Source organism: Streptococcus sp. HMSC064H09 (genome assembly GCF_001812625.1).
Taxonomy (GTDB): domain Bacteria; phylum Bacillota; class Bacilli; order Lactobacillales; family Streptococcaceae; genus Streptococcus.
Genome location: NZ_KV809571.1, coordinates 21036 through 41636, shown reverse-complemented (window position 1 = coordinate 41636; position 20601 = coordinate 21036). Strand labels below are relative to the sequence as shown.

The window sequence follows — 20601 nt, the reverse complement described above, 5'->3', positions numbered from 1 at the left end:
TAATCTCTAAAAAACTATCTTTAGCATTTGACAGTTTCTGACAATATAGCCCGTACAATCTATCATTCAATGTGAGCACAATATTTTTTACTCACCTATTTTTCCAACTCATTCTCCAGACCTAAGTCCATAGACCTATTTTTAGTAATTTTACAGTTGGGTGACAAAATCGAACATTTTTTATGATAAAGTCTTTTTTGGACTAACATCCAAAAGGAGAATTATGATGGAAACAAATAACTATACTACTAATTTACAGCTAGTCTCCCAGGAATATTCCGACGAAAAGACTAGTCTTCAAACCAGAACCAAGAAACTCTTGGAATATTTTTCACCAAAAGACATTTGGAAAATTAAGGGACTGATTGTCGCCTGTCTCGTGGCCTGCTTCCTATATGTCACTTACTTGATCCATTTTTCCTTTGCCTTTCCAGCAACCCTTGTCTTGATAAGCACGATTGAACTGGGGTGCCGTCTATTAGGTGGAAAAGCAAAGGGAATGCGACTTGAATCGGTAATATTTATGGTCACTAGTCTACTACAAGGTTTACAAATTAGTCTTTGGGGTCTGCACGACAACTGGGGGAGCACTCAGATTTTTTGCCTTCATGCGAGTATCCTCCTTTACTTAATGGCACGTACTGGACAAAGTAGTCAATACCGTTTGGGAATTATGGTTTGGCTAGACCTCATATACACTAGCTGCATCTTCCCACTGAAATATTTCTTTATCGGAGCCTGGACACTACTCTATAAAACAGCACCTAAACAAGAGCTCTCTGAAGAAGAAAAACACGCAGTTCAGAACCACAAATGGATGATTCTCATTAGTATCATTATTGCCTTGGTACTGACTGTATTCGCTGCTAGTCAGCTTAGTCAGGTCTTGCCTGCTTTCGGACAACTTTGGCAACAGTTCTTCCAGACACTTGCTACTCTACTTGATTTCACTATCACCTTCAAGGATAACGGATTATTGTTCTCTCGTTTAATAACCAGTATCCCTCTGGCTCTAGGACTTTTTGCTCAACTCATTGCAACCTATTTGGCAAAAGAAAAGCCACTTAGTCAAAAACGATTTGAAGGCCGTCTTAAAACAACCCGTCAGTTTCCAAAAGTAGCAGCTTATATCGTACTCGGAAGCCTCTGCCTTACTTATGCCCTATTCATATTAACTGCCACTAGTCAAATGGGAGAACTCCTTTCTCTCAACCAAGTCAACATTCCAGCCCATCAAGCCTCACATATTGCTGTTCAGGGCTTCTGGCAATTAGTTCGAGTCTCTACCCTTAACTTGGGAATCCTAGCTGGAATTTATATTTTTTCTAAAGAAAACTTCTTCACCCACAAGGGGCTTCGTTTGTTGAGTACCCTACTCTTTACTTTTGCTAGCCTCTTTGCCCTTATCGCCGGCTGGAAACTCTTTGGCGTTTATATAGCACTCTATGGTGTAACGCCACGTCGCTTACTATCAGGTTGGTTTGTCACAGTACTCTTTATTTGGTGTGTCCTAACACTTATTAGACTTTATAAGCCTATCCAGGCGACCCGTCTCGCTGTATTTTATGCAACTATCAGCTTCACCCTCGTTAGCCTCTTAGGTAGCTTTATTTTATAAGAAAAAAAGAGTGGAACTAGATTAACTAGTTTCACCCTTTTTATATTGGAGTTATTTTGAATCTCTTGTAGGAAAGGCATACATCACCCAAAGCACTACCAGGAGTGGTGTCGCTTTTAATACAATCCAAGCAACATTGAAATTGGCATCACGTAGACGACGAATCTGCATAGAAATGGTCGGAAGCGCCGTTGCTGCTATAAATAGAATGAAAGCTGTCAATGTAAAGCCAGCAGCTCTTGTTTCCCCAAGTAAGTCCATCAGTAGGAAAATCAAACTACCGATAATTCCATTAATCAAGACAACCCACCAATAGTCTGATCGTTTTGTACGACCATAAAAATCGAGATAGCCTAACCAAAAATTTTTATATGCCTCTAACATGTTTACACCTCTTAATAGTCTGCTACCAGTATACTATATTAATAAGATAGGTGCAAGATGTGAAAATTTAGACTTCTTAAGTTTTCTACATATATAATAGGAAGATTATTTTAAATAAACTGGAATAGATTGAAATTAGGACTGTCTGACTCAATCTGGCCACTCACCATGGTCACTACACGACTGACATGTTGACGTACACTATTGCGGTGAGCAATAAAAATCATTGTTCGTTTAATCTTAGCAAGATTAGCCATGACCCTACTTTCAGTATCACTATCGAGACCACTGGTAGCTTCGTCAAAAATCAAGATAGGCTGCTTGGACAAGAGAGCCCTCGCTATAGCCAAGCGTTGTTTTTGACCACCTGATAGACCACCGTCTTCAGATACTTGGGTCTGAAAGCCTAGTGGCATTTTTTGAATATCCTCTAAGATATCAGCTTGTTGGCAAACTTTAAGAAGCTTTTTCTCGTCAACTTCTCCTTCAAATCCTAATAGCAGATTTTCTAAAATGGTTCCCGTAAACACATAGGTCTGCTGGGGAACGTAAGTCACCATTTGACGCAACTCCGCATGGCTAATAGCATCTTTATCTAGGGTTACATGACCACTAGATTTCGTATAATAACCTGACAACATTTTAGCTAAGGTCGTTTTTCCAGATCCACTTTTACCCATGAGGGCGATTTTCTCACCCTTATGAATCGTTAAATCAATCTTACTAAGAGTCTCTTGCTGATAACTAAAACGGTGACTGACTCCTTTAAAAGCAAGTTGTTTAAAAGATAACTCTTTAAGTTTTCCTTTTTCTTCCTTGTCCACAACATAAACTTCTTGAAGACGATTATTGGCGACTTTGGCTTGCTGAATTTTAGATTGGAGATTGATGATATTAATTAAAGGAGTTGTAAAATAATTGAGCAACATATTATAGGTAATCAACTGACCTGCAGATAGTTGCCCTTCCATAACCAATTGTGCCCCATACCAGAGGATAAAGACATTAGAAACTAACTGAACCCCTGTCTTTAACCCATCCTGCGTTAATTGCCACTTGGCCTTAGACAAGGACTTCTTCAAATAGTCATGGAATTTCACCTCAATTTCCCGATAACGTCTTTCCTCAACCCTCAAGGATTTTAAGGTTTCAATGCCTCGCAAATCATCAATAACAGCGGTATTGACCTGACTATTTGCCTCCATCAATTGATAATTTTCTTTTTCAAAAAGCTTATAGAATGCCAGAATGATTAAAACATAAAGAGGAACTACCGTGAGAGTCATCAAAAAAAGTGACTGATTTTGTACAATAAGAGCCACAGCTAGAGTCATCACAATGGTCACATCTAGGAAAATCGATAAAATCGTTGAAGCTAGAGCATCTATAATAGTGTTGGCATCTCCAAAACGTGACGTGATTTCACCAGTACGACGTGAACTAAAGAAACTAATAGGCAAGGAAAGGACATGCTTGATATAAGGAAGAATGACAGCAATGGACAGGTAATTACCCAATCGATGTAGAAGATAATCTTTGAAAAAAGTAAAAACTTGTTGAGCAAGATAAGAGATACATAAGCCTAGCGAAATCATGGTCAGAAGATTATAGGCCCCCTGAGGAATCAAGCGGTCGATAATAGCTTGCAAATAATAAGAACCAATAATATTAACAAGGGTCACTAGAAAACTTAATAAGACAATAACTGCAATCAACCCCTTACGACGAAACAAAATTGGTAAAAATGAAAGAAGTCCAGGTACATCTTCTTTGTATTTAGTATAGGCTTCTCCTGGAACAAAAAAGAGAGCAACTCCCGTCCACTCTTTGGCAAATTCCTCTAAGGGCATTTTAATGACCTTCTTGCTAGGATCTGGATCACCAATAACAAGCTGCCCCTTGATTTGACCAAACACCGTATAATAATGTTGCAGCCCACCTTCTTTAACCACATGTACAATAAAAGGATAAGATAGGTTTCCTTGTTTAAACAAGTCTAAATCCGCACGAATAGCCTGAGTTTCAAGACCCAACTGCTTGGCCGCTTCCACCAAACCAAGCGCAGAAGTACCTTCACGAGAAGTCTGAGCCAACTCTCGCAAATAAGCTAAACTATAAGATGAACCATAGTGTTTAAGAATCATGGCCAAGGCAGCGACACCACAATCACGCTGATCAACCTGTGAAATATATGGATATTTTGACATGGTGACTCCTTATTAAAGACAACCTGCAAAATAAGGCAAGATAGTGATAAGTAGTGAGAATAGTGTAAATAATTTTAGTTTTTTCAAAATAAAACTCCTTTTAACTGTTATTTATGTTTCTATAGTAAACATTTAACCATTAAAAAAGTAGTGACATTTATGTCACCACCATTTCTATAAACCATCTGCCGCTTTACCTGCCTTTATACTTTCTTCTAGTACCGAGTCTTCTAAAACGGAAGCAAACATTATGGCCTTATCGTAATTTTCTGCAGCCTCTTTCTTGTTTCCTTTATGAAGAAGTTCATATTTGGCTTTGAGAACAAAAACACTAGGTTTATAGCTATAGAATTGTGATTTTTCTATAACAGCCAAGGCTTTATCCACAACTGTTAAGAAGTCTGAGAAGGAATTGTGAAAAATCTTCAAAGCAGCGATAGCCATCAAATCATTAAACAAAACAATATTATAGACATCATCTGTCCAAATTTCCTGATTTAATACTCTCTTTACGATTCTTTCAAAAAGTTTTTTATCATACTGTTTTCTTCCATAAAGATGGAAGAAATAGTAGTCAATAACTAATAAATCGTTAGTTGAGAATTTCCTCTTCCTTTTGACTTGTTCAAACAAGTCTTCATATATCTCCTCAACTTTAGGACTCTCTTCCCAACTAGTAAAACTCAAAATATTTTCCAAAATATCTAGAGTTAACAATTCTTCTTCTGGGAGAAGTTCAAAGAATTTCTCATAGACCTCCTCAATTAAGGCAAGTTTAGCCTTTATTCTTTCTGGATTTCTATACGTTGGAAACTTAATCAGACGATTCTTCATCTCGTAGTATTCGTCAGGGATAGTAATATTATCATGATCCAATAAATCGGTCATATTTTTTCCTAGACGTTTTGCAATATAAGATAATTTATCCAAAGACGGGAGCGACTCCCCTTTTTCAATGCGAATTAACTGACGAACAGTCAATTCCGCACCATCTAAACATAGCACTTCACGTGACATCTGCTGGCGTTCACGCTCAGTTTTGATTCTTAGTCCAATGCTGTCTTTTATGTTCAAGAGACACTCCTTTATTTCAAAATTTTAAAAACATTATATCATAATTATAATACAATTAAAATACAGTTAATGCATTTTTAACAGAACAATAGTGAAAATAAGCTATTTTTATACATTTTATATAGGAAAGACCTTCCTTTGTATCAAAAAAACATGCAGTTTAAAACTACATGTTTTTTTATTTCTGTTTACTTTGGAATCGCCATTCAAAGCGAATGCGATCATAAGTTGGATAAATAGCATTAAGCAACCCAAAGGCTAAGGTAAAGCCAGCTAAAACATCTGTTGGATAATGAACTCCTACATAAATACGCGAAAGTCCAACAAGGAAAATCAGAAGCCCAGTAATAGCATAAACTACTATTTTAGATTCTTTTTTCTCCAAACGCTGAGCAAGGACAATGGCAATTGCTCCAAGAATCATAAAAGTTCCCAAAGAATGACCACTAGGGAAAGAATAACCACTAGCATGCACTAAATGCGTAATTGATGGACGCTGACGCTGATAAATATACTTCAAACTTACAATCAAGATACTAGCGAGAAGCCCACTGGCTCCCACAAAGATAGCTTCTGATTTATACTGACGTAGATAAAGCCAGATGACTGCTACGATTGCAATAATAGCCTGTACAGGCGTATTCCCAAGCATGGTAATAGTTTTAAAAAAGCGTGTCAATCCTGCTGGTAAGCCTCCTCGAACCCAAGTTTGAATGTTGCTATCAAATCCTGTCAAGACTTCAGGGTAGAACTTAACCATATAACCGAGAGCAACAAATAACAATAAGGCAAAAGAAGCATAAATATAATGTGTGTGTGTGTGTTTCATATTTATAATTTTACTAGATTAGACTTAAGTGGAGCATAAATCAAAGCAAAGGCTACCGCAAAAATCAAACCTTCAAGTAAATTGAAAGGTACTACCATAGCGAAAAGGTATTTATAGAGACCTATAAATTGCGCAATATCAAAGTTGGCAAATTTAGCATAGAGTGGTACTGCATAAAAATAGTTAAGAATAACCATAGCAACTGTAAGCAAAACAGTTCCTAAAACAGAACCAAGAATATAATTCTTGCTTGTTTGATTTTTCTTCCAAAAATAGCTTAGGCCCCAAACAAAGACGCCTAGAGCAACAAAATTCATAGGAAGTCCAATCATTGATCCTGGTCCACCATTGTTTAGCAAGAGCTTCAACAATGAACGAAGCAAGAGAACACCAATGGCACTCTTAAAATCAAAGATAACCAAGGCAATAAGAACAGGAAGGATTGAAAAATCAACCTTCAAAAAATCTGCTGCTGGAATCAATGGAAATGAAAAATAAAGCAACAAGAATGAAACTGCGGATAAAATGGCAATGTAAGCCAATTTACGTGTGTTTGTCATAAAAAAATTCCTCCAAATTTTAACAATTTGAAAGAAGTTCCCAATGGATTTGCCCATGCCAAAAAAAGCCTACGCAAAAAGACTGGTCTTCTTCCATCCAGACTATACTGTCGGTTGAGGAATCACACCTCATCAGCTTGCGCTCGCGGACTTATCCAAAGAATCACCGCCGGTCGGGAGTTTCACCCTGCCCTGAAGACCTTTTAAGGATAACATAAAAAAACCTTGGTGACAAGGTTTTCAAATTATGGATTTCTAATCTGTTGATAGTCAATGACTATAATTATTCTTTTAAAACAAAATAAAGTATCTATTTTAACTTATCATGCTGATAACGGTGACTCAGCTCTAGCCCCTCAAATTGTTGCTGACGAAGCGCTTCGTAAACAATCATACAAACAGTATTGGACACATTTAGACTACGCACATGTTCATCATTCATCGGAATACGAATAGCTTTTTCAGGATGCTCACGCATAAAATCTTCAGGTAGGCCTGTATCCTCACGACCAAACATAAAATAGTGGTCCTCACCATCGGCATAGGCCTCTTCTGAATAAGTCTTATCCGCAAATTTCGTGACTAAATGCAAACGCCCCTCTCGATTTTTAGACATGAAATCTGCCAAATTGTCATAATAAGTGATGTCAAGCTTATCCCAGTAGTCTAAACCTGCACGTTTCATTTTCTTGTCATCAATTGGAAAGCCCATAGGACGGATGATATGAAGAGGGCTATTAGTCGCTGCACAGGTACGTGCAATATTTCCGGTGTTTTGTGGAATACGAGGTTCAAACAAGACAATATGATTACGTGACATCTCAATTCTCCTAGACATAAAAAATACCATGTCGCCCGGAGTCAAGCTCAGCAGACGACATGGTTGTGGACGTTCATTAGCTTAAATCATGACAGGTTAGATTTAAAATAACGAATCTTTGAATATATTTTAGCACTTCTGGTCTAAAAGTCAAGACAATTTAAAGAAAAATTTCACCTTTATTCACTTAAATAGGAATAGTTGATAAAGCTAGCTGAAAAGGATGATTTTTCCGCTAAAATAGAGTATCATAGTAATGATTATTTGGAGGTAACTCATGCGTATTATTGTCGTAGGTGCCGGTAAAGTCGGTACCGCACTCTGTCGTTCTCTTGTTGAAGAGAAGCACGATGTTATTTTAATTGAAGAAAAGGAAGAGGTCCTCAAACGCCTCAGCAAACGCTATGATGTTATGGGCTTTGCTGGAAATGGAGCTAATTTTAAAATTTTGGAACAAGCCGAAGTTAGCAACTGTGACGTCTTTATCGCGATGACTGATAAAGATGAAGTGAACATGATTTCAGCAGTTCTGGCTAAACAAATGGGTGCCAAAGAAACTGTTGTTCGCGTACGTAACCCAGAATACTCTAATGCTTATTTCAAAGACAAGAACTTTCTTGGATTCTCATTAGTAGTTAACCCTGAACTTTTAACAGCTCGCTATATTGCCAATACAGTTGAATTTCCAAACGCCCTATCAGTTGAAACTTTTGCTAATGGACGCGTTATTCTTATGGCATTTAAAGTTACTGAAAATAGCCAATTATCTGGTATGACAATGGAACAATTCCGTAGGAAATTCGGCAATATTCTAGTTTGTACGATTCACCGTCAGGGTGAACTCATCATTCCAGATGGAAATGCTACCATGCAAATTGGGGATAAGATTTATGTCACTGGTAAACGTGTTGATATGGCACTTTTCCACAGTTACATCAAGCCAAAAAGCATCAAAAAACTTTTGTTGATTGGTGCTGGGCGCATCTCCTACTACTTGCTCAATATCTTGAAAAACAATCGTATTAAGGTCAAATTGATTGAGCAAAAAATGGACCGTGCGCAAACCTTTAGTCAGGTCTTCCCTGAAGTTTCTGTTATCTTAGGTGACGGTACTGCTAAAGACCTTCTTCTCGAGGAAAGTGCAGCCAGTTATGATGCCGTAGCTACCCTAACCGGAGTAGATGAGGAAAATATCATTACCTCTATGTTCCTCGAAAGCCTCGGTATTCACAAGAATATTACTAAGGTTAACCGTACTAGTCTCTTAGAGATTATCGATCCACGTGAGACAACAACAATTGTCACTCCTAAGAGTATCGCTGTTGACACTGTAATGCACTTTGTACGCGGGCGTTTTAATGCCAAAGACTCTAGTCTTGATGCCCTTCACCATGTGGCTAATGGTCGTATCGAAACCTTGCAATTCCAAATTAAGGAAAATAACAAAATCGCTGGAAAGAAACTTTCTGAGCTTGAATTTGCTAACGGTGTCCTTATCGCTGCTATTATCCGCAATGGAAAATCTATTTTCCCAACAGGAGAAGACAGACTCGCTATTGGGGATAAAATCGTGGTCGTTACACTCTTACAAAATGTAACTCACATTTACGACTTGTTGAAGAGGTAAGCTGCCATGAATCGATCTATTGTCCGTTTTCTTATTGCCAAGCTCCTACTGATTGAGGCTGCTCTCTTGGTTGTGCCACTTATCGTCGCTCTTATTTATCAAGAAGATGCTAAAGTATTTGCCAGCATCTTGGGTACGATGGGGATTCTCCTCTTTCTCGGGGTGCTTGGTACTCTCTTTAAACCGAAGAACTACCATATTTACACCAAAGAAGGAATGCTTATTGTAGCCCTCTGTTGGGTGCTCTGGTCTTTCTTTGGAGGATTGCCCTTCGTCTTTGCTGGTCAGATCCCAAGTGTCATTGATGCCTTTTTCGAGATGAGCTCTGGTTTCACAACCTCGGGGGCTACTATTCTCACAGATACTGGAGTACTTACCCACTCCCTACTTTTCTGGCGAAGCTTCGCCCACTTGATTGGAGGGATGGGGGTATTGGTCTTTGCCCTAGCCATCATGAACAACAGTAAAAATGGTCACCATGAGGTTATGCGTGCAGAGGTGCCTGGTCCAGTATTTGGTAAAGTCGTTGCCAAGCTCAAAAATACAGCTCAGATTCTTTACATCATCTATCTGACTATGTTTGTTATTTTTGCTGTTATTCTCTGGCTTTGCGGTATGCCAATCTTTGATAGTATCATCACTGCTATGGGGGGCGCAGGTACTGGGGGATTTGCTGTCTATAATGACTCTATCGCCCACTACCACAGTGATCTGATTACCTATGTGGTTACTGTTGGTACCCTACTCTTTGGGGTTAACTTCAACCTTTATTTCTATATCCTCCTTCGCAAAATCAAGTTTTTCTTCCAAGATGAAGAACTACGTACCTACTTTGCGATTGTGGCTATTTCAACAGGTTTGATTTTCCTCAATATTTTTGGGATTTACCACAATTTGGCTGACTCTTTCAAATACTCATTTTTCGAAGTGTCAACTATCATCACAACAACCGGTTTTGGTCTAACGGATATTACCAAATGGCCACTCTTTTCTCAGTATATCCTACTCCTCCTGATGTTTATCGGGGGATCAGCAGGTTCTACTGCCGGTGGTTTCAAGATTATCCGTGCTATGATTATTGCTAAGATTGCACGAAATCAGACCCTGGCTAGTCTCTATCCTAATCGTATCCTGTCACTTCATATCAATGGAAGTGTTCTCGATAAAGAAACTCAACACAGTGTTCTTAAATATTTAGCTGTATATGTACTCATTATACTAAGTTTAGTCACTGTTTTATCACTGGATAATCAAGACCTCTTGATTGTGACAAGCGCTGCTGCTTCAACCTTTAACAATATTGGACCTTTACTTGGAACGAGTGATAGCTTTGCTATTTTCAGTCCTTTGTCTAAGCTTATCATGGGATTTGCTATGATTGCAGGACGTTTGGAAATTTATCCTTTACTACTCCTCTTCCTGCCAAAAACTTGGTCAAAAACTTAAGCATAGAAAAACTCCTTTGGATTCATTTATCCAAAGGAGTTTTATTACGTTTTAGACTAAAATAATCCGGCACCGGATCATCGCCAGTCTCTGATAAAGGGTGACATCTCAAGATACGGGCAACTCCCATAAGAACTCCCTTTAAACCGTGCATTTCTATTGCTTGGATCATATAAACCGAACAAGTTGGACGAAAACGGCAAGAGGGTGGAAATAGGGGAGAAATCCATCTCTGATAAGCCCTTACTAAGGCAATCAGAAATCTTTTCATTATTTAACCTTATTGACAGCAGCGTTATGAAGCTGACTGATTTCTTTCTTATTCAGACGGCGTGATTCACCTGGGCGAAGCCCTGTTAAATCAAGGGTACCAAAACGCGTACGTGACAACTTATCAACAAGCAAGCCCACTGATTCAAACATTTTCTTAACCTGGTGGTTACGTCCTTCATGAATTGTCAATTCAACAACTGAACGGTTCTTTTCATGGTCTACTTTGATAATATTGTAACGTGCTGGTTTTGTTTTCTTACCATCAATGACCACACCACGAGTCAAAGGACGAAGGTTCTCCTTGGTCGCAATACCTTTGACACGCGCCAAATAAACCTTGTCAATCTCATTACGTGGGTGAATCATCTTATCGGTAAAGTCACCATCATTAGTCAAAATAAGAAGCCCCGTCGTATCCCAGTCAAGACGACCAACAGGATAGATACGTTCCTTAACGTGGGGCATGAGGTCAATCACCGTCTTACGATTTTTCTCATCAGATACCGAAGAAATAACCCCTCGTGGTTTATTAAGAAGATAATAGACCTTCTCTTCATTATAAATTGGGCTACCATTTACCTCTACAATATCACCATTTTTGACAATTGTTGCCAATTCCGTAACGGTCTTACCATTTAGGGTCACACGACCCTCTTTAATCAGTTCCTCAGCCTTACGACGGCTGGCCACACCAGCGTGGGCAATATATTTATTAATTCGCATTCTTTTTCTACAGCTTAAGCTGTATCCTTTCTACCTAGCATCTCTGCTATGTTTCTTTATTTTTAATGATTAGTTTCAACAAGGTTTACTCTTAATTGTCCAAGTCCTCAAGCTCCTCTGAAGTATCTTCCCTAAAGAGACTCGTTTCTTGCTCTTCAAGTTCTAGTTGATCAATGGCCACAAGCTCGTCTAAACTGTTAATGCCCATATAGTCTAGGAAATAATCAGTAGTCGCATATAGGTTAGGACGACCGACAGCATCCTTTTTACCAGCCTCTTGAATAAGATCAAAGGCCTGAAGTTTAGCAATAGCACCACTAGAATTAACACCTCTAATGTCATCGACTTCAGCGCGAGTAATGGGCTGTTTATACGCAACTATAGAGAGGACCTCAAGACTCGCTCGTGATAAACTCTGGTTAATAGGCGTTTTAGAATAGTCACGAAGGAGACTTGCAAAATCTGGTTTAGTCACTAACTTATAGGTATTTGATGATTCCAATAAACACAGAGCTGAATCCTCATCTGCCTCGTACTTAGCTTGCAATTTCTCCAAAGACTGAGTCAAACCCGTCACTGGCATTTCCAAAAGCTGTGCCATAGTACGTAGACTAAGACCATCTTCACCAGCCACAAAAAGTAAAGCTTCTAATCGTGCTAAGTGACTACTCATTCGTCCATTCCTTTCTTAGTGTGATTGTGCCAAAAATTGTTTCCTGTTGTACTGATATGCGATGTACCTTAATCAATTCAAGAGTTGCCAAAAAGAGGGTGATTACTTGATTCATATCTTTAGCATCTGTGAAAAGTTCATCCAGATATAGCTCATTTTTTGAGCCAAATGCTTCCTCAATAATCAGCATCATGTCTTCAATTTTATAATCGTCACGCGCAATGGTCGTGTGATTTCGCCGAATTTCTTCTTGCTTTTCAGTCATGATTTTTGAAAAAGCCAAGAAAATGTCTTGAATGGTCTTATCCTGATTCAGCGTCACATCTTCATAAACTAATTCAACTTTTGGTTTTGAAAAATACTGAGCTCGCACTTCATGCTGCTTAGCCAACTCTTGACTAGCTGCTTTGAAGCGTGCATATTCTTCCAACTGACTCAAGAGCTCTAGTTCTGGATCATCTGCTTCTGGCTCAGCTTCCACCACTGTCGGCAGAAGCTTACGACTCTTAATCAGCATGAGCTGACTAGCCATAAGCATATATTCCCCAGCAACTTCAAGCTTCATGGCTTGCAAGGTTGCCAAATAAGCCAAGTATTGCTCAATAACCTCAACAATGGGGACATCGTAAATATCTACCTCATACTTAGAAACCAGATGGAGCAACAAATCCAGTGGCCCCTCAAAATCTTTTAACTTAATATCCATTAGATTTTATAGTATTTCTCCAAGGTCACTGGACTTTTTAGTCCCAGTAAACGAGCAAGTTCAAAGGCGCCCGTTCCCTTTTCAATTTGTATAAGAATAAATTGCTGACGCAAGACTTGAGCAGTCACATTCGATAAGCCACAGTCACTAACATAAGTCTGGATTTGCTTATACAGCCATTGTCGAGTATAGACCTTACCCAAAAGCAATCCCTGACTGTTCACATCTTTAATAGCCAACAAATACTGTTTCAAATCTGCTTCAAGTCTAAGAACACGCTTAGTCGTTCCCTTGGCCACAGTTACAACACCAAAATCCAAGTCGATATCGGACCAGTCCAACTCCAAAATCTCTGAAGGCAAGAGCCCCAACTCTAGAATCAGCAGACAGGCCAGTTTCCCAGCCCCTTCACGTCCCTCGTAAAGCGACGAAAGATCCAGTATCTGCAACTTATCCTCCTGAGAAGGTAGCGTTACCATCTCTGATAGTTTGAAAAATTTCGCTAATTCACCCTTTTGATAGAGATATAGTAAAAATTGATTGACCGCAGAGCGCTTACGTTTTTGTACGGATGGCTTCCATTCCTTGAGTTGGTTTTCATAGAGCTTTAAAGTGGTTTGATCAATTTGTCCTGAAATCAAAGTTGTAAACTGCTTAAGATCATAAGTATAAGCTTGCTTTGAACTCTCTGAAATGACCTTAGTAGCCAGAAAATCAGTGATCTGAGTTGTCAGTTGTTTTTGGAATGATGATATAGTCATGTGTAAAGTCATGTAAGAGGCTATTAACCGCCTTTAGAATCGATTTTCGTGTGATAATTCCTTTGAAAATACCTTGGCTATCAACCACAGGAAGGAAAGGATTATCAACTAGCTTATGCATTACCTCGTTTAGATTAGCATTATCTTCCACTGTTTCCACGACATCTGATGTCATCGGCCCGACATCACGGTTAACCATCTCCCACTCTTGCAAGTTATGTTCATCTTGATAACGCTTAATATCCGTCAAAGATATGGTCCCAAGATAATGCTTATCCTTAGTCAAAACGGGAACGCGCGAATAACCGTTACTCGTCAAAAGCAAAACCACATGATCAGCGTTATGACTATCAATAAAAATAGCAACCTGATCTGATGGAATTAAATAATTATCTAAACGAGCCAACAAAAAATCTTCAAATTCTTTAGCAATCATCGTTCAAATTCCTGTGTAAGTTCTGAATAAAGTTCATGGTCACGTGTGTAATATTCCACACGAATTTTTGAACTGTTTATAATCACCTTAGCATAAAGTTTCTCATGGATAGGTCCACGTGGCTGTGAAACAGAACCTGGGTTGATAAACACTGTCTTACCATTTCGCCAAGCTGTTGCCGCATGCAAGTGGCCATAAAGACAAATATCAGCGTCCTCTTGTTGCGCCCAAAGATCTAACTTGTCCCAGGTAAAATTAATGCCATAGAGATGACCATGTGTTTGTGCAATAATCACATCTCCAAGTTTAACGACCAAACGTTCTGGATAACCTGAATCATAATCACAGTTTCCTCGAACTACATGGATACCTTTCCAAACAGGATCACTTGATTCTAACTCCGAATCTCCGTTGTGGAAAATGGCATCCACCTTTCCTTGATAACGATTTTTTATATCTGCTACAATATCACGATCCCCATGGGAGTCGCTCATTACGATTATTGTTTGTTCTGCCATGCTGGGAAGACCTCCATAAGTTTCTTAACAGCTTGTCCACGGTGAGATTGTTCATTTTTCTCTTCTGCAGAAAGCTCTGCTGCTGTTTTACCCGTATTACCAACTAAAAAGAGAGGATCATACCCAAAACCATTGTCACCTTTAGGTTCTCGGCCAATATAACCCTTCCAGTCGGCATCAACAACCAAACTATCACGTCCAGGTGCTGCAACAACTAGGGTTGTATGGAAGTTCGCCGTACGTTTGCTATCATCAAGCACCATAGCGAGCTCATGCAATAATTTAGCATTATTTTCAGCATCTGTGGCATCAGGGCCTGCAAAGCGTGCAGACCAAACGCCTGGTAAACCTCCAAGAACATCTACCTGCAAACCAGAGTCATCTGAGAGGACCATTTTACCAGTTAATTCAGAAATGGTTTCCGCCTTCAAGCGTGCATTTTCCTCAAAGGTCATACCTGTTTCAGCAACTTCAGGAAGGTCTGGATAATCATTAAGATTCTCTACCTTAATGCCTAGTTTTCCAAATAGTTTACGAAATTCCTTAGTTTTTCCTTCATTGCGGGTCGCAATCAATAGGACATCACCAAAATCTGATTTGTTATCAGAACCAAAGAAATCACTCAAGGTGACACCTTCTCTAGGCACATAAACATAGACAAGCTTATCTCCTTCACTAACTACCAAGGCCCCTTGATGTTGCGTAACAGCTAAGTCACGACCAGTTTCCTCTTTCAAGCAATCCAAAATAAAGGATACCAAGCGAAGGTCTGAAGAATGTTTAGCAATATGTAGCTGGAAACCACTAACAGCCAAAACGTTAGTCAAGGCTTGGAAAAGGTCAACAAATTGTTCATAGGCCTCATCACCACCAAAACAAGTCAAGTGATTGTAGCTTCCAAAACTAGCCAAATACCAGTCTTGTTCGTCTTTATATTCTAAAATTGATTTAGTCATTTTCTAACTCCTTGTCCAAATCGACATGTTGGACAGCAACTTCTTCACCCAGCCATTGTTCTGCGATTTCTTTAAAACCAAGCACACTAGCTGTGGTGTAATATTCTTCCGTCTTGTCTTCGACTTCACGGCTACGATTAATTTCAAAATAATTGAGCAAAACGGAAACATCACGAACCGTTTCAGCTCCGCTATCAATTAGCTTGACACTTGGCCCCATAACATTCTGGATGATAGGACGTAAAAGTGGGTAATGGGTGCAACCTAAAACCAAGGTATCTACCTTACCGACTAAAGGTGCCATGCTCTCATAAACAATCTTTTTAGCCACACTTGAGTTAATTTCATTGGATTCAACAATAGGGGCAAAGCGAGGACAAGATAAACTCAAGACATTCATTTGTGGTGCCAGATGCTTAATTTTTTGTTCATAGATGTTAGAGGAAATCGTCATAGGAGTCCCAATGACGCCAATATGACCCGATTGACTAGACTTAATGGCAGCACTAGAACCAGGCAAAACCACACCTAGCACTGGGATATCCAAGGCTCCTTTGATTTCCTCCCAAACTACTGCTGTTGCCGTATTACAAGCAATAACGATCATTTTTACATCTTTGGTCAGAAGAAATTTAACCAACTGCCAGGTATACTCTCTGATTTGTTCTGCTGGTCTAGGACCATACGGCGCCCTAGCAGAGTCACCAATATAAACAATAGACTCGTGAGGCAACTGACGTTTAAGTTCACGTACCACCGTCAGTCCTCCGACACCAGAATCTAAAAATCCTATAGGTCGATTATCCATCTTGCCTCCTTATCCCCTAGGTTACATGTAAAAAGCTGAGATTCACGTCCCAGCTCCCCACCATTATTTTTTCTTTTTCTTGCTATCTGCAAGTGCTTGTTTTTGTTGTTTGATAATTTGGTTATATGTTTGACGCACTTTTGCTTCATTTGGCTTTTGACCCGCAGCCGACATCATGGTACGAACAGCGTCCACATTCAAACGAGGATTTTCAGCCAATTCTTTCTCCATTTGTTTGCGGGCAAAGTATGCGCCTCCATAAAAACCACCTAAAAGGGCTACAAAAACAAGAATAATCCAAAGGACGGTGTTCATAAATTTAATTCTCCTATAACGTTGATTTACCTTATATTATAGCAAAAATGGACCCTACTGACAAATAAGACGTTGGTTCTTAAAAACGTATAGAAAAAAAGTTTTTTCGTTTAAAATATCGATAAAATGAGAGTTTCAGTATTTTTCACTTACAACTGTAAAGGACTTGTAAGATTTCTAGAAAAAAAATAGGTTATTATATAAGTTGTGGAATTATTATTATGTTTATATAAAGGGGTTTATTTATGCTCAAGGAAGCAACTATTTCCGAACGAAAAATTGTCAACGCATTTATTGAACTCTTAGAAGAGAGTTCACTCGAACAAATCAGCATCACAGACATCATCAAGAAGGCAAATCTCAGCAGACCAACTTTCTACTACTACTATTCAAATAAAGAAGATTTGGTTGAAACAACCTTCTCAAAGATTTTAGATAAAGTTTCAAGTATTCTTCAGGAAGACATGACCTACCAAGAGGGTGTTGTTACTGAAATGCTAGGATATCTTAAGGAAAATCAAAGACTCTGTCTCACCTTAATGACACACATTCCAAACATCAATGAGATGATTCGTGAATTCATTATCGAGACCATCCTTAACTCTGATATCGAAAATGTTACAGAGCTCATGGAACAAAGCTATCATATTCCTGCCAAATATTCATTGGAAATTTATGTTAGCACTATTGTTACCATTTTAACACTCTGGCTCAAAGAAGGCTGTGTCGAATCCCCTGAGGAGTTAGCCGATATCATTCTTGAAGCTGTAATCATTAAAGTAAAATAAGCTAGGTCCTTTAAGGCCTAGCTTATTTTTTGTTAAATGTCAAAATCAAAACCATCAAGAGTAGCAAAGTAATCATTCATCGTCTCTGCACGGCGGATCATACGAGCCGTTCCATCTTCTTGGTAGAGAATTTCTGCAGAACGAAGACGTCCATTATAGTTGTAACCCATTGAGAAACCATGTGCACCTGTGTCGTGGATAACCAAGGTATCTCCAATACGAGCTTCTGGCAATTCACGGTTCTTAGCAAACTTATCATTATTTTCACAAAGAGAACCTGTCACATCAACTACTTGAATGTCACCATCTGGATTAGTCATATTCGTGATGTGGTGGTAGGCATCATACATAGCTGGACGAAGCAAGTTAACCGCAGAAGCATCTACACCAACGTAACGACGATAAGTGTCCTTAATATGAAGAACCTTAGTAACAACAAGGCCATGAGGTGCTGTCATGAAACGTCCAAGTTCAGTGTAAATACTGATATGTCCAAGATCATTCGGAACAAGGATCTCATCAAATTTAGCATGAACCCCTTCACCGATAACAGCAATGTCATTTTGCTTATTAGCCGGTGTATAGTCTACCCCAACACCACCTGATAAATTGATAAAGTCAAGACTAACTCCAAGTTCATTCTTGATTTCTACCGCCAATTCAAACAATTGAGCAGCCAAGGTTGGATAGTACTCATTCGTTACTGTATTTGATGCCAAGAAGGCATGCAAACCGAATGATTTCACCCCTTTTTCTTTAAGGTAGGCATAACCTTTGAAGAGTTGTTCCTTAGTCATCCCAAATTTTGATTCTTCAGGATGATCCATGATATCAGTACCAAGAGAGAAGACACCTCCTGGGTTAAAGCGCAAAGAAAGGGTTTCAGGAAGCCCTGCAGCCTCTTCCAAGAAAAAGATATCTTCATAAGCATCAAGGTTAATTGTCGCATTAATATCACGCGCGTAAACAAACTCTTCTGCACGTGTATCATTAGATGTAAAGCTAATCGCGCTACTATCAAAACCAATTTTCTTACTCATGACAAGCTCTGTATCGGTCGCACAATCGACACCACACCCTTCTTCTTTCAAAATTTTGAGGATTGCTGGATTAGGTGTGGCCTTTACAGCAAAGAATTCTTTAAAACCCGGATTCCACGAAAAGGCTGCATTAACTGCACGTGCTGTTTCACGAATACCTTTTTCATCGTAAAGATGGAAAGGTGTGGGAAATTCTGCAGTGATTTGTTCAAGTTTATCAGCTGCAATAAAAGGTGTTTTTGTCATTTTATTCTCCATTTTTTTTACAATAGTAATCCTATTATAGCATAAGAAAAGGCTTGAAACCCAATTTTCTAATAATCTCAAGGCATATTTCATGATACAATAGACCTATAACCTAAATAAAATAACGGGGGATTATTTATGAAAAAATATCTTTACTCTGGGGCTCTTGCTCTAGCAGCCATCTTAACGCTCTCAGCATGTGCCAAGCCAAAACTTGATGCTAAGCTTTCTGTTAACGATATTGTCTATATGTCAGGAAGCGACCTCAAGCTCAAGGATGACCAAACCCTAGTCGAAGTCTCATTCAAACTCGAGAATACTTCGGAAGATATGGAAAATGAGCTCAAAACATCTGCTAAACAATTCTACCTCAAAGATAAAGATGGTAAAAAAGTCACAGCAAGCAAGATCGACAAGGGTGACCTCCCTACTCTCTTCAACAAAAATAAGAACGTAGAGGATGCTACAGATGACTTTGGAAAGCTTGAAGCTGACGACTACAAAACTGTCTCGCTCTTTTTCGAAGTTAACAACGACGAAAGCTATAAACTCTATTTTGAATCAAAGGATGAGAAGACAGAAGGACAAACTGTTTCTACTAACCTAAAAGACTTCGATGGTAAAACAACTACCAATGTTAAAAAGGCTGTTGATGCTTATTTCAACGCAGTTCTTCTAGGTGGCGAAAGCAAAGACTACAGCAAATTTGTTTCTAACGACTTGGACAAAGCTAAGGGCGAACTTAACCAATATTTCTCAGATAGCCTTCAATACAGCTATGATGCAACTGATAACATCAAACCAACCGGTGATGAAGTTCCAAAAGTTTTTGGTTGGGTTCAAACAGCTAACCGTGAACGCGGCAGCTACACTGTTGACAACATTATCGTCGCTAAAGATAAGGCAGAATTCAATGTCAGCATGTCAACTATCAGTATGAAAGCTGCAGACGATGCCTATGGTGCTAATCACCCAAATCTCACAGACGAACTTAAAAACTACCTACAAAGCAATGGTGCTAACGCTGGAAATGTCGACCAACTGACAAGACAATTCTACATGGAAACTTACCTACCGAATTCAATCAAAGAAGTAAACCCATCAGCACCAAAGACTGAAGGTACAAATATCTTTGATAATTACTCAGTCGAGCTTACCAAAAAAGACGACAAGTGGGCTTTCCCAGATAAAGATAGCTATGTCGGAAAATGGGATTACTATCCACTCTTCTACGCTTACACAGGTCAGCAAGGAACACTCACAAAGAACTATTAGACATTAAAAAAATCAGCCATCTGGCTGATTTTTTTACTAATTACGTCTAGCAAAGAGTCGCAAGATATTCAAGAATAAGTTAATGAAATCCAAGTAAAGACTAAGTGCCATAGAAACTGCCCATCCATCTGTGACCTGACCATTGGTACCATAATAAACCTTCTTAATCATCTGGTTATCGTAGGCAATTAAACCTGAGAAAATAAGAATTGATACAATACTAATCACAAAACTCATCATGCTACTTGCAAAGAAAATATTAATCAAGCTAGCCACAATAATCCCAATCAAGGCTGCCATAAGGAACTTGGCCATGCCTGATAGATCTCGCTTAATGGTCACTCCGATAAGTGCCATGATAAAGAAAACAATGGCAGTGCTAAGGAAAGCTTGGAAAACAATGGCTTGCGTATATTGTACGATGATAAAGCTAAGTGTAAATCCATTCAGAGCAGAATAAACCAAAAATAAAGGTAGAGCCGCAGGTGTATTCCTTCTTGCAGCACCGCTAGCCAAAA

Annotated in this window: 23 protein-coding genes and 1 riboswitch; of the genes, 5 read left to right on the top strand and 18 right to left on the bottom strand. The window is 39.0% G+C overall.

All coding sequences use genetic code 11. The features are described 5' to 3' along the window. Positions 1-223 precede the first annotated feature (223 nt). Positions 224-1618, top strand: coding sequence for a DUF4153 domain-containing protein (locus HMPREF2867_RS03605; RefSeq protein ID WP_256263058.1), 1395 nt, complete (start codon positions 224-226; stop codon positions 1616-1618). Between the two features lie 51 nt (positions 1619-1669). Here the strand turns inward: HMPREF2867_RS03605 and HMPREF2867_RS03600 are convergent, their stop codons facing one another. From HMPREF2867_RS03600 to HMPREF2867_RS03575, 6 genes are all read right to left on the bottom strand, one after another. Further along, positions 1670-2002, bottom strand: coding sequence for a DUF805 domain-containing protein (locus tag HMPREF2867_RS03600; RefSeq protein WP_002886546.1), 333 nt, complete (start codon positions 2000-2002; stop codon positions 1670-1672). 110 nt (positions 2003-2112) lie between these two features. Continuing rightward, positions 2113-4209, bottom strand: coding sequence for a peptide cleavage/export ABC transporter (locus HMPREF2867_RS03595; RefSeq protein WP_070575881.1), 2097 nt, complete (start codon positions 4207-4209; stop codon positions 2113-2115). A 174-nt stretch (positions 4210-4383) separates the two neighbouring features. Then, a complete protein-coding gene (locus tag HMPREF2867_RS03590; RefSeq protein WP_049545716.1) occupies positions 4384-5283 on the bottom strand; it encodes a helix-turn-helix transcriptional regulator in 900 nt (299 codons plus the stop codon). Positions 5284-5461: 178 nt separating this feature from the next. Beyond that, positions 5462-6112 (bottom strand): phosphatase PAP2 family protein, encoded by a 651-nt coding sequence (locus tag HMPREF2867_RS03585; protein ID WP_070575879.1) that lies wholly within the window; start codon positions 6110-6112, stop codon positions 5462-5464. A gap of 2 nt (positions 6113-6114) precedes the next feature. Next, complete coding sequence (locus HMPREF2867_RS03580; protein ID WP_070575876.1) at positions 6115-6672, bottom strand: ECF transporter S component; 558 nt, start codon at positions 6670-6672, stop codon at positions 6115-6117. Positions 6673-6753: 81 nt separating this feature from the next. Then, positions 6754-6876: riboswitch (FMN riboswitch) on the bottom strand. A gap of 106 nt (positions 6877-6982) precedes the next feature. After that, complete coding sequence (locus tag HMPREF2867_RS03575) at positions 6983-7492, bottom strand: tRNA (cytidine(34)-2'-O)-methyltransferase (protein ID WP_002886541.1); 510 nt, start codon at positions 7490-7492, stop codon at positions 6983-6985. Between the two features lie 277 nt (positions 7493-7769). On the opposite strand from HMPREF2867_RS03575, the gene trkA reads away from it, so the two are divergent. Then, entirely contained in the window at positions 7770-9119 is a 1350-nt protein-coding gene (trkA, locus tag HMPREF2867_RS03570) for a Trk system potassium transporter TrkA (RefSeq protein ID WP_037598979.1), read from the top strand. A 6-nt stretch (positions 9120-9125) separates the two neighbouring features. Continuing rightward, positions 9126-10565, top strand: a complete 1440-nt coding sequence (locus HMPREF2867_RS03565) for a TrkH family potassium uptake protein (protein ID WP_002889908.1) — start codon at positions 9126-9128, stop codon at positions 10563-10565. 22 nt (positions 10566-10587) lie between these two features. Here HMPREF2867_RS03565 and yidD read toward each other — a convergent pair whose 3' ends face one another. The 10 genes from yidD to HMPREF2867_RS03520 all read right to left on the bottom strand — a co-directional run bounded on the left by yidD (position 10588) and on the right by HMPREF2867_RS03520 (position 16734). Continuing rightward, positions 10588-10836, bottom strand: coding sequence for a membrane protein insertion efficiency factor YidD (gene yidD / locus HMPREF2867_RS10900; protein WP_002886534.1), 249 nt, complete (start codon positions 10834-10836; stop codon positions 10588-10590). Then, a complete protein-coding gene (locus HMPREF2867_RS03560) occupies positions 10836-11561 on the bottom strand; it encodes a pseudouridine synthase (protein ID WP_002883686.1) in 726 nt (241 codons plus the stop codon). Before HMPREF2867_RS03560 ends, yidD begins: the two co-directional genes overlap by 1 nt. A gap of 91 nt (positions 11562-11652) precedes the next feature. Then, positions 11653-12234: an SMC-Scp complex subunit ScpB gene (scpB, locus tag HMPREF2867_RS03555; protein WP_060972187.1), complete on the bottom strand. Its 582-nt coding sequence runs from the start codon at positions 12232-12234 to the stop codon at positions 11653-11655. After that, on the bottom strand, positions 12227-12940 hold the full coding sequence (locus tag HMPREF2867_RS03550; RefSeq protein ID WP_064525555.1) for a segregation/condensation protein A: 714 nt from the start codon (positions 12938-12940) through the stop codon (positions 12227-12229). Before HMPREF2867_RS03550 ends, scpB begins: the two co-directional genes overlap by 8 nt. Next, complete coding sequence (gene xerD, locus HMPREF2867_RS03545; protein WP_070575874.1) at positions 12940-13701, bottom strand: site-specific tyrosine recombinase XerD; 762 nt, start codon at positions 13699-13701, stop codon at positions 12940-12942. Before xerD ends, HMPREF2867_RS03550 begins: the two co-directional genes overlap by 1 nt. Further along, positions 13655-14137 carry a cyclic-di-AMP-binding protein CbpB gene (cbpB, locus tag HMPREF2867_RS03540; RefSeq protein ID WP_070575872.1) on the bottom strand — a complete coding sequence of 161 codons (483 nt, stop codon included), beginning with the start codon at positions 14135-14137 and terminating at the stop codon, positions 13655-13657. The genes xerD and cbpB overlap by 47 nt, the downstream gene beginning before the upstream one ends. After that, positions 14134-14655, bottom strand: a complete 522-nt coding sequence (locus HMPREF2867_RS03535; RefSeq protein WP_070575869.1) for a metallophosphoesterase — start codon at positions 14653-14655, stop codon at positions 14134-14136. The genes cbpB and HMPREF2867_RS03535 overlap by 4 nt, the downstream gene beginning before the upstream one ends. Next, on the bottom strand, positions 14637-15611 hold the full coding sequence (locus tag HMPREF2867_RS03530; protein WP_070575866.1) for a nucleoside-triphosphate diphosphatase: 975 nt from the start codon (positions 15609-15611) through the stop codon (positions 14637-14639). The genes HMPREF2867_RS03535 and HMPREF2867_RS03530 overlap by 19 nt, the downstream gene beginning before the upstream one ends. Further along, positions 15604-16419, bottom strand: a complete 816-nt coding sequence (racE, locus tag HMPREF2867_RS03525; protein ID WP_002889898.1) for a glutamate racemase — start codon at positions 16417-16419, stop codon at positions 15604-15606. Before racE ends, HMPREF2867_RS03530 begins: the two co-directional genes overlap by 8 nt. A 63-nt stretch (positions 16420-16482) precedes the next feature. Continuing rightward, positions 16483-16734, bottom strand: coding sequence for a YneF family protein (locus tag HMPREF2867_RS03520; protein WP_002883695.1), 252 nt, complete (start codon positions 16732-16734; stop codon positions 16483-16485). A gap of 245 nt (positions 16735-16979) precedes the next feature. On the opposite strand from HMPREF2867_RS03520, the gene HMPREF2867_RS03515 reads away from it, so the two are divergent. Beyond that, positions 16980-17522 carry a TetR/AcrR family transcriptional regulator gene (locus tag HMPREF2867_RS03515; RefSeq protein ID WP_060972193.1) on the top strand — a complete coding sequence of 181 codons (543 nt, stop codon included), beginning with the start codon at positions 16980-16982 and terminating at the stop codon, positions 17520-17522. Positions 17523-17554: 32 nt separating this feature from the next. Here the strand turns inward: HMPREF2867_RS03515 and HMPREF2867_RS03510 are convergent, their stop codons facing one another. Beyond that, a complete protein-coding gene (locus tag HMPREF2867_RS03510; RefSeq protein WP_037597403.1) occupies positions 17555-18808 on the bottom strand; it encodes a diaminopimelate decarboxylase in 1254 nt (417 codons plus the stop codon). Between the two features lie 138 nt (positions 18809-18946). Between HMPREF2867_RS03510 and HMPREF2867_RS03505 the strand changes: the two genes are divergently transcribed. Further along, positions 18947-20083, top strand: a complete 1137-nt coding sequence (locus tag HMPREF2867_RS03505) for a DUF5105 domain-containing protein (protein ID WP_070575863.1) — start codon at positions 18947-18949, stop codon at positions 20081-20083. 36 nt (positions 20084-20119) lie between these two features. Here HMPREF2867_RS03505 and HMPREF2867_RS03500 read toward each other — a convergent pair. Next, positions 20120-20601: Bax inhibitor-1/YccA family protein (locus tag HMPREF2867_RS03500; protein WP_070575861.1), on the bottom strand; the 482-nt coding region annotated here is incomplete at its 5' end.

Bases quoted from the DNA above. Each gene is read 5' to 3' on its own strand.
- HMPREF2867_RS03605 (WP_256263058.1), top strand. From the start codon at position 224: ATGATGGAAACAAATAACTATACTACTAATTTACAGCTAGTCTCCCAG.
- HMPREF2867_RS03600 (WP_002886546.1), bottom strand. From the start codon at position 2,002: ATGTTAGAGGCATATAAAAATTTTTGGTTAGGCTATCTCGATTTTTAT.
- HMPREF2867_RS03595 (WP_070575881.1), bottom strand. From the start codon at position 4,209: ATGTCAAAATATCCATATATTTCACAGGTTGATCAGCGTGATTGTGGT.
- HMPREF2867_RS03585 (WP_070575879.1), bottom strand. From the start codon at position 6,112: ATGAAACACACACACACACATTATATTTATGCTTCTTTTGCCTTATTG.
- HMPREF2867_RS03580 (WP_070575876.1), bottom strand. From the start codon at position 6,672: ATGACAAACACACGTAAATTGGCTTACATTGCCATTTTATCCGCAGTT.
- HMPREF2867_RS03575 (WP_002886541.1), bottom strand. From the start codon at position 7,492: ATGTCACGTAATCATATTGTCTTGTTTGAACCTCGTATTCCACAAAAC.
- trkA (WP_037598979.1), top strand. From the start codon at position 7,770: ATGCGTATTATTGTCGTAGGTGCCGGTAAAGTCGGTACCGCACTCTGT.
- HMPREF2867_RS03565 (WP_002889908.1), top strand. From the start codon at position 9,126: ATGAATCGATCTATTGTCCGTTTTCTTATTGCCAAGCTCCTACTGATT.
- yidD (WP_002886534.1), bottom strand. From the start codon at position 10,836: ATGAAAAGATTTCTGATTGCCTTAGTAAGGGCTTATCAGAGATGGATT.
- HMPREF2867_RS03560 (WP_002883686.1), bottom strand. From the start codon at position 11,561: ATGCGAATTAATAAATATATTGCCCACGCTGGTGTGGCCAGCCGTCGT.
- scpB (WP_060972187.1), bottom strand. From the start codon at position 12,234: ATGAGTAGTCACTTAGCACGATTAGAAGCTTTACTTTTTGTGGCTGGT.
- HMPREF2867_RS03550 (WP_064525555.1), bottom strand. From the start codon at position 12,940: ATGGATATTAAGTTAAAAGATTTTGAGGGGCCACTGGATTTGTTGCTC.
- xerD (WP_070575874.1), bottom strand. From the start codon at position 13,701: ATGACTATATCATCATTCCAAAAACAACTGACAACTCAGATCACTGAT.
- cbpB (WP_070575872.1), bottom strand. From the start codon at position 14,137: ATGATTGCTAAAGAATTTGAAGATTTTTTGTTGGCTCGTTTAGATAAT.
- HMPREF2867_RS03535 (WP_070575869.1), bottom strand. From the start codon at position 14,655: ATGGCAGAACAAACAATAATCGTAATGAGCGACTCCCATGGGGATCGT.
- HMPREF2867_RS03530 (WP_070575866.1), bottom strand. From the start codon at position 15,611: ATGACTAAATCAATTTTAGAATATAAAGACGAACAAGACTGGTATTTG.
- racE (WP_002889898.1), bottom strand. From the start codon at position 16,419: ATGGATAATCGACCTATAGGATTTTTAGATTCTGGTGTCGGAGGACTG.
- HMPREF2867_RS03520 (WP_002883695.1), bottom strand. From the start codon at position 16,734: ATGAACACCGTCCTTTGGATTATTCTTGTTTTTGTAGCCCTTTTAGGT.
- HMPREF2867_RS03515 (WP_060972193.1), top strand. From the start codon at position 16,980: ATGCTCAAGGAAGCAACTATTTCCGAACGAAAAATTGTCAACGCATTT.
- HMPREF2867_RS03510 (WP_037597403.1), bottom strand. From the start codon at position 18,808: ATGACAAAAACACCTTTTATTGCAGCTGATAAACTTGAACAAATCACT.
- HMPREF2867_RS03505 (WP_070575863.1), top strand. From the start codon at position 18,947: ATGAAAAAATATCTTTACTCTGGGGCTCTTGCTCTAGCAGCCATCTTA.